Genomic DNA, 15,233 nt, shown 5'->3' on the forward strand with positions numbered 1-15,233 from the left:
GGGCGCGGGGCCGCCGAGAGACCGGATCAACGGCATCCTGGGCCCATGGCCGCACATCGCACACCGTCGGAATCCGCCGCACTCGCGCAGGCGCTGAGCGCCGCGGTCCGCGGAGAGGTCGACTTCGGCCCCACCGCACGGGCGTTGACGACGATGGACGCCTCCAACTACCGCCGCGTACCGCTCGCCGTCGTCACCCCGCGCGACGCCGACGACGTGGCCGCCGCGCTCGCCGTCTGCCGTTCACACGCCGTGCCCGTGGTCCCGCGCGGCGGCGGCACCTCCATCGCCGGTCAGGCCACCGGCACCGGCATCGTCCTCGACCTCACCCGCCATATGCGGAAGATCGTCGAGCTGGACGCCGAATCCCGTACAGCGATCGTCCAGCCGGGAGTGATCCTGGACGACCTGCGCACCGCCGCCGCCCCGCACGGCCTCACCTTCGGCCCCGACCCCTCCACGCACAGCCGCTGCACGCTGGGCGGCATGATCGGCAACAACTCCTGCGGCGCGCACTCGGTCGCGTGGGGCACCACGGCCGACAATGTGCGCGCCCTGACCGTGGCCCGCTACGGCGCCGACATGCTGCGTCTGGGCCGGGCAGGGGAGGTCGAACCGCCCACCGGACTCTCCGGACCCACCGGACTCTCCGGACCCACCGGACTCATCGGACTCCCCGAACTCATCGGCGAGAACCTCGCCCTCCTGCGCACCGGATTCCCCGAACTCCCGCGCCGTATTTCCGGATACGCCCTGGACGCACTCCTGCCCGAGCGCGGAACCGACCTCGTCCGCGCCTTCTGCGGCAGCGAGGGCACGCTCGGTGTGGTGACGGAGGCGACCGTACGGCTGGTCGAGGCACCGGCGGCCCGCGCGCTCGCCGTACTCGCCTACGCCGACGAGTCCGCGGCCGCCGAAGCCGCCTGCGGCCTGCTCCCGTTCCAACCCCTGACCGTGGAGGGCATGGCCGCCGATCTCGTGCGGGAACCGGCCGGGCTGCCGCGCGGAGGCGCCTGGCTCTTCGTCGAGACCGGCGGCGCCACCCCGGCCGAGGCGCGTGCGCACGCCGGGCGCATCCTCCGTGCGGCCGACGCGCCGGCCGGCCTGGTCGTCACCGACCCGGCCGGACAGCGGGCCCTGTGGCGCATCCGCGAGGACGCCGCCGGCACCGCCACACGGATGCCGGACGGCACGGAGGCCTGGCCCGGCTGGGAGGACTGCGCCGTACCGCCCGCCCGCCTCGGCCCGTACCTCCGCGACTTCCGTGCCCTGCTCGCCGCCCATGGGCTGCGTGGCACCCCGTACGGGCACTTCGGCGACGGCTGCATCCACGTGCGGATCGACTTCGACCTGCTGGACCCCGAGGGCGTGGCCCGCTTCCGCCGCTTCTCCGAGGAACTGGCGGACCTGGTCGTCGCGCACGGCGGATCACTGAGCGGGGAACACGGCGACGGCCAGGCGCGGGCCGAACTGCTCCCACGTATGTACGGGGACGAACTGGTCGCCCTCTTCTCCAGGTTCAAGAACATCTGGGACCCGTACGGCGGCATGAACCCCGGCATCCTCACCCAGCCCGCCCGGCTCGACGAGAACCTCCGCTTCGAGGTGCTGCCGAAGCGCCCGGTGGACGTCACGTTCGGCTACCCGCACGACGGCGGCGACTTCTCCGCGGCGGTACGCAGGTGCGTGGGCGTCGCCAAATGCCGCACGGCGGAGCCGGCGGGCGCCGGTGTGATGTGCCCGTCGTTCCGGGCGACCGGCGAGGAGGCCCACTCCACCCGCGGCCGGGCCCGCCTGCTGCACGAGATGCTCGCGGGCGAGGTGATCACGGACGGCTGGCGGTCGACGGAGGTGCGCGACGCGCTCGATCTCTGCCTGTCCTGCAAGGGCTGCCGCAGCGACTGCCCGGTGGGTGTCGACATGGCCACGTACAAGGCGGAGTTCCTGCACCACCACTACCGGGGGCGGCTGCGCCCGGCCGCCCACTACGCAATGGGACGGCTGCCGGTCTGGCTGCGTGCGGCGGCCCCGTTCGCACCTGCCCTGAACGCCCTGGCCCGGGTCCGACCGCTGGCGGCCCTGGCCAAACGGCTGGCGGGCATCGCTCCGGAGCGGACCCTCCCGGTACTGGCGCGGGAGACGTTCACCCAGTGGCTCGGGCGGCACCGGGGCAGGGGGACGGTGATCCTCTCCAACGACCAGGTGGTCACCGTCTGGCCCGACACCTTCACCAACCACCTCTCCCCCGAGGTGGGGCGGGCGGCGGTGCGGGTCCTGGAGGCCGCGGGCCGCAGAACGCTGCTGCCCGGCCGGGGGCTGTGCTGCGGCCTCACCTATGTATCGACGGGCCAACTGGACAAGGCCCGCAAGGTGATGCGCCGCACCCTGGACCGGATGGGCGACGGTGTCGGTGACCCCCTCGTCGTCCTCGAACCCAGCTGCGCCGCCACCCTCCGCACCGACCTTCCCGAACTCCTCCCCGACGAACCCCGGGCTGCCGAACTCGCCGGATCGGTACGGACGCTGGCGCAGTATCTGGAGGAGTACGCCCCGCACTGGCAACCACCTCGCCTGGACCGCCCGGCCACCGGTCAGACCCACTGCCACCAGCACGCGGTCCTGGGCGACGCGGCGGACCGCCGCCTGCGCGAACGGGCCGGACTAGCAGGCGAGCTGAGCGGTGGCTGCTGCGGACTGGCCGGAAACTTCGGCTTCGAGAAGGGCCACTGGACGGTATCGGCGGCGTGCGCGGAGGAGACCCTGCTGCCGTCGGTACGGGCGGCGGAGCCCGGTACGGAGTTCCTGGCGGACGGCTTCTCCTGCCGGACCCAGATGGAGCAACTGGGCGGGGTGCGGGCCCGGCACCTGGCGGAGGTGCTGGCGGAGGGGCTGGCCGAGGACTGAGTGCGATGGCCGGGAGGGGTGCGCACACGCACGGGCCCGGCCCCGGTCGATGGCGACCGGGCCGGGCGGGTGCGGCGTGTGACCGGGCAGGCGGTCAGCAGTTGCGGATGGACCAGACGGAGTTCCAGTCCTGGTCCCGGTCGCCATCGAACGGCTTGAAGGTCTTGATGACATTGCCGGACTGACCGTAGAAGGTCGAGGTCGGGTTGCCGGTCTGGTTGTCCCAGTAGTAGCCGGTGTTCGCCCAGTTGGACAGGTAGTACCGGTTGCACGTGTAGAAGTGGAAGATCTCCCAGTTGGAAGTCGTGGGGTCCCAGACCGCGGCGCAGAGTTCGCCGCCGAGGCAGCTGAAGGTCCCGCCCGGTGCCACGTGCTCGGACCTGACGGACGGGCTGACGCTCGGAGAAACCGCGGCCAGCCCCTGGGCCGACGCGACCGCGGCCCCTGCGGGAGCGGCCGGCACCCTCAGGACCTGTCCGGCGCCGCCCTGGTCGAGAGGCGCGGCGGCCTGCGCGGAGCCGGCGGTGACGCCGGCCGTGAGGACGAGGATCAGGGCGCTGATGGCGCCGACGAGTGAACGCTTGTGTCGCATGTGAGGAATCCCCCTGTCGCAACGGCACGCACGCGAGGTCCGCGTACGGGTGCGAACCGGACTCGGTTTCTTCTCCCGTGGCCCGTTCGCGATGCCAGGTTGTCGTCGGCGGACCGGAGGGCGCCACACGTTGAAGCCGTCGCTTAAGCGTCCGGCGCGGGCAGGGCACGACGCCGAACGGGCGGCCGGGACGGTGAACGACGCAGCGTCGAAGAAATGCCAGAGAAGCGTGTTATCCGGACATCCCCCTCACTCCGTCTTGCTCGCCCCCTTGCCCGGCGTCGAAGGTGAAGGCATCGGCCATACCCCGGGGGGGGCGCATGAATCAGGTCGCACCGGAGGGCGGGCGCCGACCACGCCCGGCGCTCCGCGGCACAGGGGCACGTCAGGGCGCGGGTGCGGGCAGCCGCGGCGGACCAGCCGGCTGAACGGCCCGTGTACGAGGTCCGTTTCCCCGGCCCGGTGCCCAGGGTTCCGGCCGGGCCGCTCGACGCGCGTGACGGCTGAACGGCCGCACTCGGGTCCGCCTGCCGAGCCCTTGCCGTACGGGCGCCGCTGCGCCCCGTCCGAGCGATCACCATCGGAGATCCCTTTGCTGCGGGTGCACTTCACCAACGAGGACATCGGGCGCGTGCGCGTCGCCGCCGCGCCCGACCCCATGTGGGAGATCGTCAACAGCTTCCAGGCGCTGGTCACCGGGAGGAACCCCCTGATGTTCGGCGACTGGCGGCGCCGGGTCCGACAGCGGCTGCCCCCGGCCTGCAAGCTGCTGGGCCCGTTGCTCCCGCCGCTCGGCTACTTCCCGGACTTCCTCACGCCCGACCTGGGCGGCACGTTCGACCTGGACCATGCGGTCGGGACCGTGCTCGACACGCCCCGCTCCACCATGCACGCCCATCTCGCGGAACTCGCAGCGGCCCGGAGCCGGACCCGGCCGCTGCCCCCGGTGTTCCGCTCGCTGGCAGACGGCTCGCCGGAGGCGCTCAGCCAGCTGGGCGCCGCTCTGCACACTTACCACCGGAACGCACTCGCGCCCTTCTGGCCGCGGATGCGGGCGCAGTTGGAGACGGACCTGGCCGTGCGGGCGCGGGCGGTACTGGGGGGCGGTACGGACGGACTGCTGGGAGGTTTCCGCCCGGTGCTGCGGTGGCGGCCACCGGTGCTGGAAGCGGACTACCCCGTCGAGCGCGACGTATGGCTCCGCGGGCGGGGCCTCCTGCTCCAGCCCTCCTTCTTCTGCGTCCGCACACCGGTCACGCTCGCAACCGACGAGCCGGTGCCGGTTCTCGTCTACCCCATCCAGCACACGCTCGGCTGGGCGCGGGAACGGGGGACCGGGCTGGGCTCCTTGATCGGTGGCACCCGCGCCGCGATCCTGGAGGGCGCGGTGTCGGGTCGTACGACCGGTGAGCTGGCGTGCCGTCTCGGCGTCTCCGCGGCAGCCGTCAGCCAGCACACGGCGGTCCTGCGCCGGTGCGGGCTGCTGCTGAGCGTGCGTCGCGGCAAGCACGTACTGCACACGATCACCCCGGCGGGACTGGACCTGCTCGGCGGCCGGCCGGGGGTGCCGGTGGGCGGGTGAGCAGGCCGGGCGGGGTGCGGGCCCGGCACCTGGCGGAGGGGCTGCCGCCGGAATCGGGCACTTCCTGCGGCTGAGGCGCGGGGCGGCCGGAGCCCGAGCTTCGGGGGCCGGGGTCCGGATGTCGGGATTCGAGCGGTGTCGTACAACCGGTGGGTGAAAGAAGGGGGTTGGGGAAACCTCTCGCCCTCCCTGACCTGTCACGGCCAGCAAGTATGACTAATCGTGACCGACTTGCGGCGCGGATTCGCGGCTGCTTACGGTGCCCAACGTAACGACCCCGACGCGGTGTTCGCAGCACCGGCCGGGGCCTGACCCCAAGATCGAAGCGAGCGATCCCGTGGCTGTTTCAGACCTTAGCCCTGCCCCGCGCGCGTCCGCATCCTCGCGCTCCCATCCGAAGGCCAAGCCCGGTTACGGAAAGCGATCCGTGCCGGATCAACGCCTGCCCCACGAGGGCGATTTCGCGATGCTGCCCGAGCGTGAGCGGCACATCGCCGGTTACGTCGACGCGCTGCCCGAGGGCGCGGCGATGGATATCAAGTCGCTGGCCCGGAGTCAGCCGTTGTACGGGCAGATGGCCGTCGGCAGCGCGTTGCGGGCCCTGGGCGTGGCCGGTCATCTGCGGCATGTCCGGTGCCTGAGCGGCGAGGGCGGCCAGGTCCGCTGGGTAACCCGCACCTTCTGGTCCCGCATCGCCCGTGACAACGAGTGGTGGGAGGCATTCCTCGCCGCCGAGGAGCGCGGCTCCGCGCCGCAGGAGGCCGCCGCGCCACTGCCCCCGTGGGTCCCCACCGACCCCGCCGCGTCCGAAGCATCCGCATCCGTACCGGCGCAGCCGCCCGTCACGACAGTGCCGCAGCAGCGCACCGCAGAGCCCGAGCCGCAGCCGCAGCCGGAGCCGGAGCCGGAGGCGACCGTGGACCGGCCCTCTCCCGCTTTCGTCGCCCTGGCCCGTCTCGGCCGTACCGACTCCCGCCTGGCCCTCTCGGCAGCGGACTGTGCGGCACTGGAGCAGGCGGCTGCCGAGTGGTTCGCGCGCGGTGTGGACGCCGACTACCTGACGCGCGTCCTCACCGCCGGGCTTCCCGCGTCTGTCGACTCGCCCTTCGGGTTCGTCCGCCGCCGTCTCCGCGACAAGATCCTGCCCCGTCTGCCCGCCGCAGCCCCGTTCGTGCCGGGAACTCCCGTACGCCGTCTGATCGTCGAGTGCACCGAGTGCGCCGTCCCGGGGAGGCCCGAAGCGTTCCGTGACGGCCTGTGCAGGCCCTGCCGCCAACTGGGCCCGGCCCGACCGGCCGGGCCGCGCGAACTGCTCGCGAACTTCGGGCCCAAGGAGCCTGTGCACGTGCCCCAGCTCGTCGTGGACGCCGCCTGCCCGGCGGGGCGTGAGGGTCAGCCCTGGACGGCGTAGGAGACGAAGTCGTCCCACGCGGCGGGGGAGAGGGCGAGTTCGGGGCTCAGCCGGTCCTTGGAGTCGCGGACGTGGATCGCCTGCGTCCCCTTCGCCACCTCGATGCAGGCGTCACCCTGCGAGCCGCTGTAGCTGCTCTTGAACCAGGCCAGTTCGGACGTGCTCATAGCGCTCCTCGCAATCGCTTCAACAGGCCCAGAGAGTCCTCGGGGGTCAGGGCCTGTGAGCGCAGTTTGGCATACCGCTGCTGGAGCAGACTGATCTCTTTCGCGTTGGCGATCAGTCGTCCGTTCTGCTGTCCCTCCGAGTACGCGAACCAGTGGTTGTCGGGCGTCTCCGCCAACATGATCGGCCCGTCCAAGCCCGCGTGTGACGGCTGCCGTAGCGGCATTACCTGAAACTCCACGTTCCAGTTGTGCTCGATCAACTCCAGCAGCCGGTCGAACTGTTCCCGTGTCACCGCCTCCCCGCCCGTCCACCGCTCCAGCACTCCCTGCTCCACGATGAAGCTGAAAGCCGTCGGTGGTTTCCGTGTCACCGCCAGCAGCTCCTGCCGGGCGAGCCGCGCCGCGATCCGCTGCTCCAGCTCTTCCGGGTCGGGGAGTGGTGGCACGTCCAGCGACACCGCTCGCGCGTACGCCTCCGTCTGCAACAGGCCCGGCACGACCCGGCATTCGTACGTGTACAGGCTGATCGCCGTCGTCTCCACCCGCGCCCATTGCCGGAACCAACTCGCCAGTCCCGCCTGCCGTGTCAGATGTGGCGCCGCCTTCCGTAGCGCGCCGGTGTTTCCGAGCGTCGCCTCCGCTCGCTCCACGAAGTCGCGGTCCGGCATCTGGCGGCCCTGCTCGATCGAGGCGACGGTGTGCTTGGAGAAGCGGACCAGCGCGCCGAACTCCTCGCGGCTCAGGCCCGCGTGCTCCCGTAAGGCCTGGACGAACGCGCCGAATGTGCGCAGACTGTCCGACACCCCCGGCTCGGCGCCGGCTCCCGCGCCCGTTCCTCCTGCCGCCGTTCCCGCAGCGCCGTCGTCCGTGTTCTCGTAGGCCACAGTCGGCCACCTTTCGCGCGCACCCGCCCCGCCGTACCGCTTCTGACTCGGCTCCATCGTCACGCCGGGTGATGCGTACTGTCCACTGATTGTGTGCGTACGCTGACTCAGCGTACGCACGTCGGTCCTGGTGAACACCCTTGCGCGCCCTGCACATTGGGCGCATGACGCCACTGTTCGTCCCCGCCAACCGCCAATCGCCAACCGCCAAGTGCCGGTTGCGTGTTCTCAGTTCGCGTTGAACGACCAGAAGGCCCCGACCTCGTCCGCGCTCACGGCGATCAGTCCGAGGTCCATCAGGTGGTCGGTGAAGGAGCGGCCCCGGGAAGCGCGCGTGCCACTCCCAGTGAGTCTGCGGGGACGACGGTTCCGGGACGTCGCCCTCCTCGATGCTCTTCTTCAGTGGTCGGCCAGCACGATCAGCCAGTCGCCGATCTCCGACTGCGGCTTCCCGGTGTCCGGGATCGCGTAGAACTCGCCCAGGCCCTGCCGGATGCGGCCGGGAGGGTTGCGGCTGTACTCGCGCAGCTGGCGCTCCGCCTCCGCGATGGCCGAGGGGCGGTGTGCCAGGTGTGACGGAGTACGCGTCCAGGGCGCGACTGCGGCGCTCCGGGGTGTCGTCGGCCGGCTGCCCCAGGTACGCGCGCATCACCTGGTCCAGCTCGCCGTACCGGCGGTCGTGTTCGAGGGGCTTCATGGACATGTGCGTGCGGCCCCTACAGGTAGAACGGGACGGTCGTGTGGACGACGAAACCGTGTGGGCTCGACGGCTCGCGGCGCAGCACCACGCGCGCCGCGCGGACGTCGGCGGGCCCGCGGCCAGCCAGCAGCTCGGCTTCCAGCTGGACCCGGCCCACGGGCTCCTCGTGGGAGGGCTAGGCAGCCTCGATGGTGAGGCGGGCCCGGGTGTTCTGGGCGAGCCAGCGGTGGATGGCCTGCTCGTTGGCGGTCACCACCTGCTGGGTGGCCCATTGGGCAATCTCCCGGTCGGGGTAGGAGGCGGAACGGGTCAGCACGGGGGGCATCCTCTCAAATCACCTGCTCAGGAGCAGAGCTCGTACAGGTGGCAGGCGGTTCAGTAGTCGGAGAAATTCCAGAACATGCCCACCTCGGTGTCCGAGACGACGATCAGGCCGCAGTCCTCCGAGTAGACGCTCAGCGGGCTGTACCCCCAGTTCGGCGTCGTGAAGTCGAGTGTGCCGGGCTCGCTGCCGGGCTTGCTGACGTTGGTGTGATAGTTGGCCTCGTCCCCGTAACGTGCGAGGACTGTCCGCGCCATCGCCCGCAGTTCCTCCTCGCTTTCCGTGAAGCGCCTCAAGTTGGACAGGGTGCAGCGGTCGTCCGTGAGGGCAAGGAGCAGGTTCTCGGCGCTGTCCTGGTCGATCTCCTGTAGACGCCTCGCGATGTACTCCGGGGGGTGGGCGACGAAGGGGTACGTGGGGGATGCCTCGCGCTCCGGGTTCTGGGCCGCGTCGTCGAGACCGGCCCAGCCGCGGGGGTCCGGGACCCGCGCCATCAGAGCGAGGACGTCGAGGACCCAGTCCTCGTGGCGACGCGGGCCTGTGGCGTCGTACGGGTACGCGTCTTCGTACAGGTGGCGTACCGCGGCTTCCCAGGACGTCTGGTCGACGGACATGTGGTGCTGGCCTTTCTCGGCGGTCGCTAGGGCTTGGAGGGCATCGACGTCATGACAGTGAACGGCGGGTTGCGGCTGCTGTCGTAACGGATGCGCATGGCGATGCCGTTCACGTCGTACGCCTTGGCGTTCAGGCCGCCCTGCTTGCACCCGGACAGGGGGTCGCTGGGGTCCACCGGCTGCTTGCTCACGCTGCGGCCGCTGGTCTCACCGTTGGGCGCCGTGTCGTAGAACGACTTGACTTCGCCGTCGGAGGCCGGCGGGGGTCCCTTGATCCAAGCCTCGATGGCGGCCTTGTTCTTGTTGAGGTTGCGTTCGGTCAACTCCTCCGCGCGCTGATAGTTCGGGAAGGCAGAGGAGCCGCTGGGTATTGGCTTGCCGTGTGGCCAGGCCTGTGTCGGGCCGTTCGACTGCTGGTCACGCAAGCGCTGCGCCAACTACTCGTCCGTCTTGCCGACGTGCTTGTCCAGGGTATGGCCGTCTCCCCTGTACTCGTTGGCGGCGAGGTTCAGGTCATAGTTGCCGTTCGAGTCGATCTTCAACCAGACCTGTGAGTCCTTGAACTCCTCCAGGGCCGGCCGGCGTGGAACTGGGGCTGCCCGCCGAAACCGCCCTGGCCTTTCCGGTGGTCGAGGAGTGAGCCGAGGCGGGCGGGGGCGCTCACCCCGACCGTCCGGCCCCGTGCGGGAGTTCCTCAGCGTCGGTGGTGTCCTGCCCCACGATCTCCCGGGCGAGCGCGGCGAGCTTCGGCAGCGCGGGATGGCCGGGGGCGTCGCGCCGGGCGAGCAGGACCGGGACGGTCGGGGCGTCGACCAGCGGGCGGTAGGCGACTCCTGAGTGCGGGTGCATCCCGGCGGTGGACGCGGCGGAGACCCCGGCGCCGCGCCCCGCCGCGATGGCGGTCAGCCAGTCGTCGGTGTTGGCGACGGTGAGGGTCGCGGCGGGCCTTGCGTCCGGCGGCCACAGATCGACGGTGGTGGTGCCGGAGACGGTGTTGAGGACGACGGTGCCGTCCGCGAGATCGGCGAGACGGAGCGTGGCTCGGGCGGCGAGCGGCCCGTCCGCGGCCACCGCCGCCACCCGGTCCTCCTCGAACAGCACCTCGGTGACGAGCCCCGGTGCCTCGACGGGGCCTCGCAACAACGCCGCGTCGACCTCGCCGCGGGTGAGCCCGGCGGTGCGGTCGTCGATCCGCAGCAGTTCGAGCGGGGTCTGCGGATACCGCTCCTGCCAGCGCCGGAGCAGGGGTGTGGTGTACGGGCCGAAAGCGGACCAGGCGTGCCCGAGCCGCAGCGGCCAGTGGCGCAGCCCGCCGGAGTCGAGCGCCTCGTCGAACGCGGCGACCGCGGCGGCGGCCTTGTCCCGGAAGGCGACGCCTTCGGGGGTGAGGACGAGATGGTGGGTGGACCGGTCGACGAGCCGGATGCCGAGGTGCTGTTCCAGGGCGGCGAGGGTGCGGGAGACCGCGGGCTGGGTGAGGCGGAGGCTGGCGGCGGCGCGGGTGACGTTGCCCTCGTCGGCGATCGCGAGGAAGGCGCGCAGATGGCGGACCTCGATACCGCGTCCGGAACTCCGGCCCGCATGGCTCCCGGTGCGGCCGTCACCGCTGCGTCCAAGGCTCATGCGCGTGGAGCATAACGGGAGCCCAGTAGGCATTTCACGTGCCACGCGGAGGTACCTACCGTAAGGGGAGGTATCGCACGGAGAGAGTGCAGTATCTTCAATCGGGCAGTGCATTGAAATGCACTGTCGGACTCGGGAGGAACACCGCAGGTGAACGACCAGCGCAGTGCAGCAGGGGCAATGGCCGCGGAGCAGGCCGCAGCCGTCGCCGTACCGGAGGCGGTGTCCGCCCTGGGCGGGGCGGCAGGTCCTGTGCGTCCCAACGGCCGTAGGGCGGCACTCGCCCCGGTCGCGCTGGTGGTCGCGGGCGGCCTGTCCGTCCAGTTCGGCTCCGCCGTCGCGGTCCTGCTGATGCCGCGGGCCGGCGCGCTCGGGGTGGTCACCCTGCGCCTGGCCGTCGCCGCGCTCGTCCTGATGGCCGTCTGCCGCCCGAAGCTGCGCGGCCACTCGCGCGCCGACTGGGGCACGGTCCTCGCGTTCGGGGTGGCCATGGGTGGCATGAACACACTCTTCTACCAGGCCGTCGACCGCATCCCGCTGGGCGCGGCCGTCACCCTGGAGGTGCTGGGGCCGCTGGCCCTGTCCGTGGTCGCCTCGCGCCGCCTGGTCAACCTGGTGTGGGCGGGCCTCGCGCTGGGCGGCGTCGTGCTGCTGAGCGGGGGTGGCTTCGACCGCCTCGATCCGGTGGGCGCCGCGTACGCACTGGGCGCGGGTGCCATGTGGGCCACGTACATAGTCTTCAGCGCCCGCACCGGCCGCCGCTTCCCCCAGGCGGACGGCCTGGCCCTGGCCATGGTGGTAGCGGCACTTCTCTCCCTGCCTCTCGGCATCCTGGAGTCGGGCTCGAAGCTGCTGGTCCCGTCCACGCTGGGGCTGGGCGCGGCGGTGGCACTGCTGAGCTCGGTCCTCCCGTACACCCTCGAACTCATGGCGTTGCGCCGCCTGCCCGCGCCCACCTTCGCGATCCTGATGAGCCTCGAACCCGCGATCGCGGCCACGGCCGGCTTCCTCATCCTCGACCAGGCCCTCTCCGCGACGGACGCCCTGGCCATCGCACTGGTCATCGGCGCGAGCATGGGGGCGGTGCGCAGTCAGGTACGGGTCGGGAAGCGCCGCGACCACGCCTGACGGCTCGCCCGCGCCCCGCCCGCGCTCCGCGACCGGCTGCCCCGGACGCTCGACGCGTCGACCCGTGTCCACCGCCCGGAACGAGCCGCACACCCTCGGCTGCGTGCGGCCGGTCCACCGGCCCGCCGCGCCTCCTAGGCTTGCTCCTGATCCGAACGGGAAGGGGCGGGGCACGTGGCGAACTGGGGACTGGTCATGGAGACGACCGTGGGGGTGGGGGAGCGCAAGCACGCGGAGGCATACGTGCTGGCGCACCTGGAGGGCACACGTGAAGACGCCCTGGCGGAGCTGGAGCAGCGGGCCCGGAACCATACGCCGGAGCACCCCCGGAGCCCGAAGCGCCGTCGGCTCTTCCGGGAGGGCGACGGCTTCCTTCTGGTGATCGACGGCGCCTGGCAGTCCTTCAGTACCCGGTTCACGGTGGCGGAGCTGCTGGACGACAGCGCCGCACCGCCCCCGGCCGAACCGGAGCCGGAGCCGGTGGAGCCGGAACCGGGGGCCACGGTGCCGTCGCCTCCGCCGCCGCCCTCGTCGCCGCCGGTGGAGCGATACGCGGACGGGGTGCCGGTCCGGCCGAGCTGGCTGGGCCGCATCGATGTGCAGTGACGTCCTGCCGGGTGGGCGTTCTCGGGGGACGCCGGCCGGGTCGGCGAAGGGGGCGGCGTGTTCCGCCTGCACCCTCTGCACCAGCTTGCCCTGAACGGGGCATGACCCGGATACGCCGGAACCCCGCCACAGGACGATCTCGGAGCGTTGAGAACTTGTCGCTGTCACCCATTCGGCTCAGCGTCGTTGGTGGTGATGTCGGGTTCCGTCTGGGGTGGGGTGGGTTGTGACGTCGATCGAGTGCGCGGCGATGGCCCCGGCGCGTGGGCAGCTTGTGCGGCGCCGGCGGCCAGGCGCAGCCGGGGCCGGGCAGCCGCGCGACTCGGAAGCCCTCCCGGACCAGGGAGCCGCTGCTGCCCTCGGGGTACGCGCAGTCGCGTGCCAGGTCGATCCACTTGTCGACCTCGATGTGCCGGCGGCCGCGCTCAGGCGCGGCGGACCCGCCAGAGCCACACTGCCGTGCCGATCATCAGGGCGAGGCTTCCCAGGTTGCCCAGGAGGGCCGGGACTTCGCCCGCCGCCCAGCCGCTGATCAGGTTCCAGGTGACGATGACGGTGGTCGGCACGATGACGGTGAGCAGCACGCCGGTGGTCTTCTGGACGGCGGTCCAGTGCACTGAGGTGCAGAGAAGTACCGCGCCGGTGACACGGAACAGGAAGCCGAACACCGGGCCGGGGTCGAACGCCGCGTCGGGCCCGATGGAGAAGATCATCGTGAAAGGCAGCGAGAGGGTGAGCATCAGGAGCGGGACCAGGGGGTGCACCTTGCCGCGCCGGGCGGGTGCGTCCACGTCGCTCCGGGCCGGGGTGCCGGTGGTCCCGTTCCCCGCCTCGGCCAGTGCCGTCGCCGCGATCGTGCGGGGGTCCCCCAGCTCGGCGAGTATCTCGCCGATCGCGGCGTCGGGACGCTCGGTGCGCGTCACCTCTATGTGTTCGGCGAGGTCGGCGAGGAGTTCCTGGCGACGGTCGGCGGGGAGTGCGGAGCTCTCGCGTTCGACGGCGGAGAGGTAGTGGCGTACGGGGTCGGCAGAGGTCTTCATGCGAGGTCTCCGGTGGAGGGGTGCGGGGTGGCCAGGAAGGCGTCGACGGCGTTGCGGAAGCCGGGCCAGACGCGGGTGAACTCGTCGAGTGCGGCCCGGCCGCTGTCGGTGAGCGCGTAGTAGCGACGCGGTGGTCCGGAGGCGGACTCCTGCCAGGTGGTGGTGACCAGGTCGTCGCGGCGGAGCCGGGACAGCAGCGGGTAGACCGTGCCCTGGCTGGTGGCCAGGGCGCCGGAGTCCTCCAGGGCGTGGAGGAGTTCCACGCCATAACGGGGACGGTCCCGCATCAGGGCGAGTACGCAGTACTCCAGGACCCCCTTGCGCAGCTGGGCGGCTGCCCGGGCCTGCTTGGTCGAATCACCTGGTTCCATGCGATGCAAGATACCTGGTTGGGCAAGTAGATGGGAAGGGGGTGCTCTTGACCCATCGGTCTGGCGGTTCGGTCTGGCGGTGTTGGCGCTTACGAAGACCCAGCCCTGCCCGAACGCGGAGACCTCCACCCCGGAACCTTGATCGTTCTCACCGGGATCTCCCTTTGCCTCAACTGCTCACACCCGAACTGCCGGCCGCCCGAGAAGCGATGGCCCCCGCCGGTCTGCCCGGCCTCCCGTGCCCGTCGGCAATCGAATGACGACAGGCGCGGGAGGAGTCCGACCTCGCCCTGCGCATCCACGGTGGCGCGTTCGGGCGCACGGCCTGCCAACGCCCGGTGGCGGGACAGAAAATAAGGCAAGCATGCTTGCTTGTTTATAGGTCCGCTGCCATGCTCCTGGGCACACCGCCTTGCCCCGAGGGGAGCGCACCGTGCCCGATGTCGCCGCCTTGCTCGACGATCTGCGCGAAGAGAGCCAGGAACTCGACGTACTCGTACGGGAGTTGAGCGCCGGGCAGTGGGCCGCGTCGACGCCTGCCCCCGGCTGGAGCGTCGCGCATCAGATCGCCCATCTCACCTGGACCGACGAGGTCGCACTGCTGGCCGCCACCGATGCCGACGCCTTCGCCGGGGAGGTGGCCAGGGCCATGGAGGCACCCGAGTCCTTCGTCGACCGGGGTGCCGAGGAGCTGGCCGTGCTGGATCCGGCGGCGCTCCTTGCGCGGTGGCGGGACGGGCGGGGGCGGCTCGACGCGGTGTTGCGGGCCGCTCCGGCCGGTGTTCGTATCCCCTGGTACGGGCCGCCGATGAGCGTCGCTTCCATGGCGACCGCCCGGATCATGGAGACCTGGGCGCACGGCCAGGACATCGCCGACGCCCTCGGGGTCACCAGGACCCCCACCGCCCGGCTGCGGCACGTCGCCCGGATCGGTGTGCGGGCCAGGGACTACGCCTACCTGGTACGGGGCATCAAGGCGCCCGAGGAGGAGTTCCGAGTCGAACTGAAAGCACCCGACGGCGAGTTGATCGTGTTCGGGGCACAGGACGCACCGCAGCACGTCACCGGGCCGCTGCTCGACTTCTGCCTCCTCGTCACCCAGCGCGCCCACCGCGACGACCTCGCCGTCCGGGCCGTCGGGCCCGACGCCGACCAGTGGCTCGGCATCGCGCAGGCCTTTGCCGGGCCCGCCGGACCGGGCCGCGCACCCCGGGGAGCCGGCGCGCCGAAGGGAGACGACGAGTGACTGGACCGCGTACCCCGGCCGACCCGTCGCAGACGACCGGGAA

At 71.6% G+C, this 15,233-nt stretch carries 14 protein-coding genes and 2 pseudogenes; 6 read left to right on the forward strand and 10 right to left on the reverse strand.

Annotation, left to right across the window (positions count from 1 at the left end; translation table 11 throughout):
* Positions 1 to 45: 45 nt before the first annotated feature.
* Entirely contained in the window at positions 46 to 2,904 is a 2,859-nt protein-coding gene (locus IEZ15_RS05645; protein WP_189274743.1) for an FAD-binding and (Fe-S)-binding domain-containing protein, read from the forward strand.
* A 94-nt stretch (positions 2,905 to 2,998) separates the two neighbouring features.
* On the opposite strand, the gene IEZ15_RS05650 is transcribed toward IEZ15_RS05645, so the two are convergent.
* The gene (locus IEZ15_RS05650; protein ID WP_189274746.1) at positions 2,999 to 3,496 is read right to left on the reverse strand and encodes a hypothetical protein; all 498 of its coding nucleotides are present in this window, start codon (positions 3,494 to 3,496) and stop codon (positions 2,999 to 3,001) included.
* Between the two features lie 601 nt (positions 3,497 to 4,097).
* Between IEZ15_RS05650 and IEZ15_RS05655 the strand changes: the two genes are divergently transcribed.
* Positions 4,098 to 5,078: an ArsR/SmtB family transcription factor gene (locus IEZ15_RS05655; RefSeq protein WP_308427389.1), complete on the forward strand. Its 981-nt coding sequence runs from the start codon at positions 4,098 to 4,100 to the stop codon at positions 5,076 to 5,078.
* 337 nt (positions 5,079 to 5,415) lie between these two features.
* Positions 5,416 to 6,489: a MarR family transcriptional regulator gene (locus tag IEZ15_RS05660; protein ID WP_229845756.1), complete on the forward strand. Its 1,074-nt coding sequence runs from the start codon at positions 5,416 to 5,418 to the stop codon at positions 6,487 to 6,489.
* On the opposite strand, the gene IEZ15_RS05665 is transcribed toward IEZ15_RS05660, so the two are convergent.
* The 7 genes and pseudogenes from IEZ15_RS05665 to IEZ15_RS05690 form a co-directional block, all read right to left on the reverse strand.
* The gene (locus IEZ15_RS05665; protein ID WP_189274750.1) at positions 6,471 to 6,656 is read right to left on the reverse strand and encodes a DUF397 domain-containing protein; all 186 of its coding nucleotides are present in this window, start codon (positions 6,654 to 6,656) and stop codon (positions 6,471 to 6,473) included. The two genes, IEZ15_RS05660 and IEZ15_RS05665, sit on opposite strands and share 19 nt — an antisense overlap.
* On the reverse strand, positions 6,653 to 7,540 hold the full coding sequence (locus IEZ15_RS05670) for a helix-turn-helix domain-containing protein (RefSeq protein WP_373302505.1): 888 nt from the start codon (positions 7,538 to 7,540) through the stop codon (positions 6,653 to 6,655). The genes IEZ15_RS05665 and IEZ15_RS05670 overlap by 4 nt, the downstream gene beginning before the upstream one ends.
* A 322-nt stretch (positions 7,541 to 7,862) precedes the next feature.
* A pseudogene (locus IEZ15_RS44470) lies at positions 7,863 to 8,243 on the reverse strand (contact-dependent growth inhibition system immunity protein); the annotation flags it as partial.
* Positions 8,244 to 8,256: 13 nt separating this feature from the next.
* Positions 8,257 to 8,556: pseudogene (locus tag IEZ15_RS05675) on the reverse strand (RNase A-like domain-containing protein).
* A 59-nt stretch (positions 8,557 to 8,615) separates the two neighbouring features.
* Positions 8,616 to 9,176, reverse strand: coding sequence for a hypothetical protein (locus tag IEZ15_RS05680; RefSeq protein WP_189274752.1), 561 nt, complete (start codon positions 9,174 to 9,176; stop codon positions 8,616 to 8,618).
* 26 nt (positions 9,177 to 9,202) lie between these two features.
* Positions 9,203 to 9,499, reverse strand: a complete 297-nt coding sequence (locus IEZ15_RS05685) for a hypothetical protein (RefSeq protein ID WP_506353381.1) — start codon at positions 9,497 to 9,499, stop codon at positions 9,203 to 9,205.
* A gap of 337 nt (positions 9,500 to 9,836) precedes the next feature.
* Positions 9,837 to 10,799: a LysR family transcriptional regulator gene (locus IEZ15_RS05690; RefSeq protein ID WP_229845757.1), complete on the reverse strand. Its 963-nt coding sequence runs from the start codon at positions 10,797 to 10,799 to the stop codon at positions 9,837 to 9,839.
* Positions 10,800 to 10,949: 150 nt separating this feature from the next.
* Between IEZ15_RS05690 and IEZ15_RS05695 the strand changes: the two genes are divergently transcribed.
* A complete protein-coding gene (locus IEZ15_RS05695; RefSeq protein WP_189274755.1) occupies positions 10,950 to 11,927 on the forward strand; it encodes an EamA family transporter in 978 nt (325 codons plus the stop codon).
* A 195-nt stretch (positions 11,928 to 12,122) separates the two neighbouring features.
* On the forward strand, positions 12,123 to 12,533 hold the full coding sequence (locus IEZ15_RS05700) for a hypothetical protein (RefSeq protein WP_189275334.1): 411 nt from the start codon (positions 12,123 to 12,125) through the stop codon (positions 12,531 to 12,533).
* 425 nt (positions 12,534 to 12,958) lie between these two features.
* Here the strand turns inward: IEZ15_RS05700 and IEZ15_RS05705 are convergent, their stop codons facing one another.
* Together IEZ15_RS05705 and IEZ15_RS05710 are read right to left on the reverse strand one after the other, a co-directional pair.
* Entirely contained in the window at positions 12,959 to 13,573 is a 615-nt protein-coding gene (locus tag IEZ15_RS05705) for an HAAS signaling domain-containing protein (RefSeq protein WP_189274757.1), read from the reverse strand.
* A complete protein-coding gene (locus tag IEZ15_RS05710; RefSeq protein ID WP_189274760.1) occupies positions 13,570 to 13,944 on the reverse strand; it encodes a PadR family transcriptional regulator in 375 nt (124 codons plus the stop codon). The genes IEZ15_RS05705 and IEZ15_RS05710 overlap by 4 nt, the downstream gene beginning before the upstream one ends.
* Before the next feature lie 433 nt (positions 13,945 to 14,377).
* On the opposite strand from IEZ15_RS05710, the gene IEZ15_RS05715 reads away from it, so the two are divergent.
* On the forward strand, positions 14,378 to 15,190 hold the full coding sequence (locus tag IEZ15_RS05715) for a TIGR03084 family metal-binding protein (protein ID WP_189274762.1): 813 nt from the start codon (positions 14,378 to 14,380) through the stop codon (positions 15,188 to 15,190).
* The last annotated feature ends 43 nt before the right edge of the window (positions 15,191 to 15,233 follow it).

Source organism: Streptomyces atratus (assembly GCF_014648655.1).
GTDB lineage: Bacteria > Actinomycetota > Actinomycetes > Streptomycetales > Streptomycetaceae > Streptomyces > Streptomyces atratus.

What these genes read in the sequence shown, in the direction of transcription:
- IEZ15_RS05710 (WP_189274760.1), bottom strand. Translation starts at nt 13,944, where the DNA reads ATGGAACCAGGTGATTCGACCAAGCAGGCCCGGGCAGCCGCCCAGCTG.
- IEZ15_RS05690 (WP_229845757.1), bottom strand. Translation starts at nt 10,799, where the DNA reads ATGAGCCTTGGACGCAGCGGTGACGGCCGCACCGGGAGCCATGCGGGC.
- IEZ15_RS05700 (WP_189275334.1), top strand. Translation starts at nt 12,123, where the DNA reads ATGGAGACGACCGTGGGGGTGGGGGAGCGCAAGCACGCGGAGGCATAC.
- IEZ15_RS05680 (WP_189274752.1), bottom strand. Translation starts at nt 9,176, where the DNA reads ATGTCCGTCGACCAGACGTCCTGGGAAGCCGCGGTACGCCACCTGTAC.
- IEZ15_RS05665 (WP_189274750.1), bottom strand. Translation starts at nt 6,656, where the DNA reads ATGAGCACGTCCGAACTGGCCTGGTTCAAGAGCAGCTACAGCGGCTCG.
- IEZ15_RS05645 (WP_189274743.1), top strand. Translation starts at nt 46, where the DNA reads ATGGCCGCACATCGCACACCGTCGGAATCCGCCGCACTCGCGCAGGCG.
- IEZ15_RS05705 (WP_189274757.1), bottom strand. Translation starts at nt 13,573, where the DNA reads ATGAAGACCTCTGCCGACCCCGTACGCCACTACCTCTCCGCCGTCGAA.
- IEZ15_RS05650 (WP_189274746.1), bottom strand. Translation starts at nt 3,496, where the DNA reads ATGCGACACAAGCGTTCACTCGTCGGCGCCATCAGCGCCCTGATCCTC.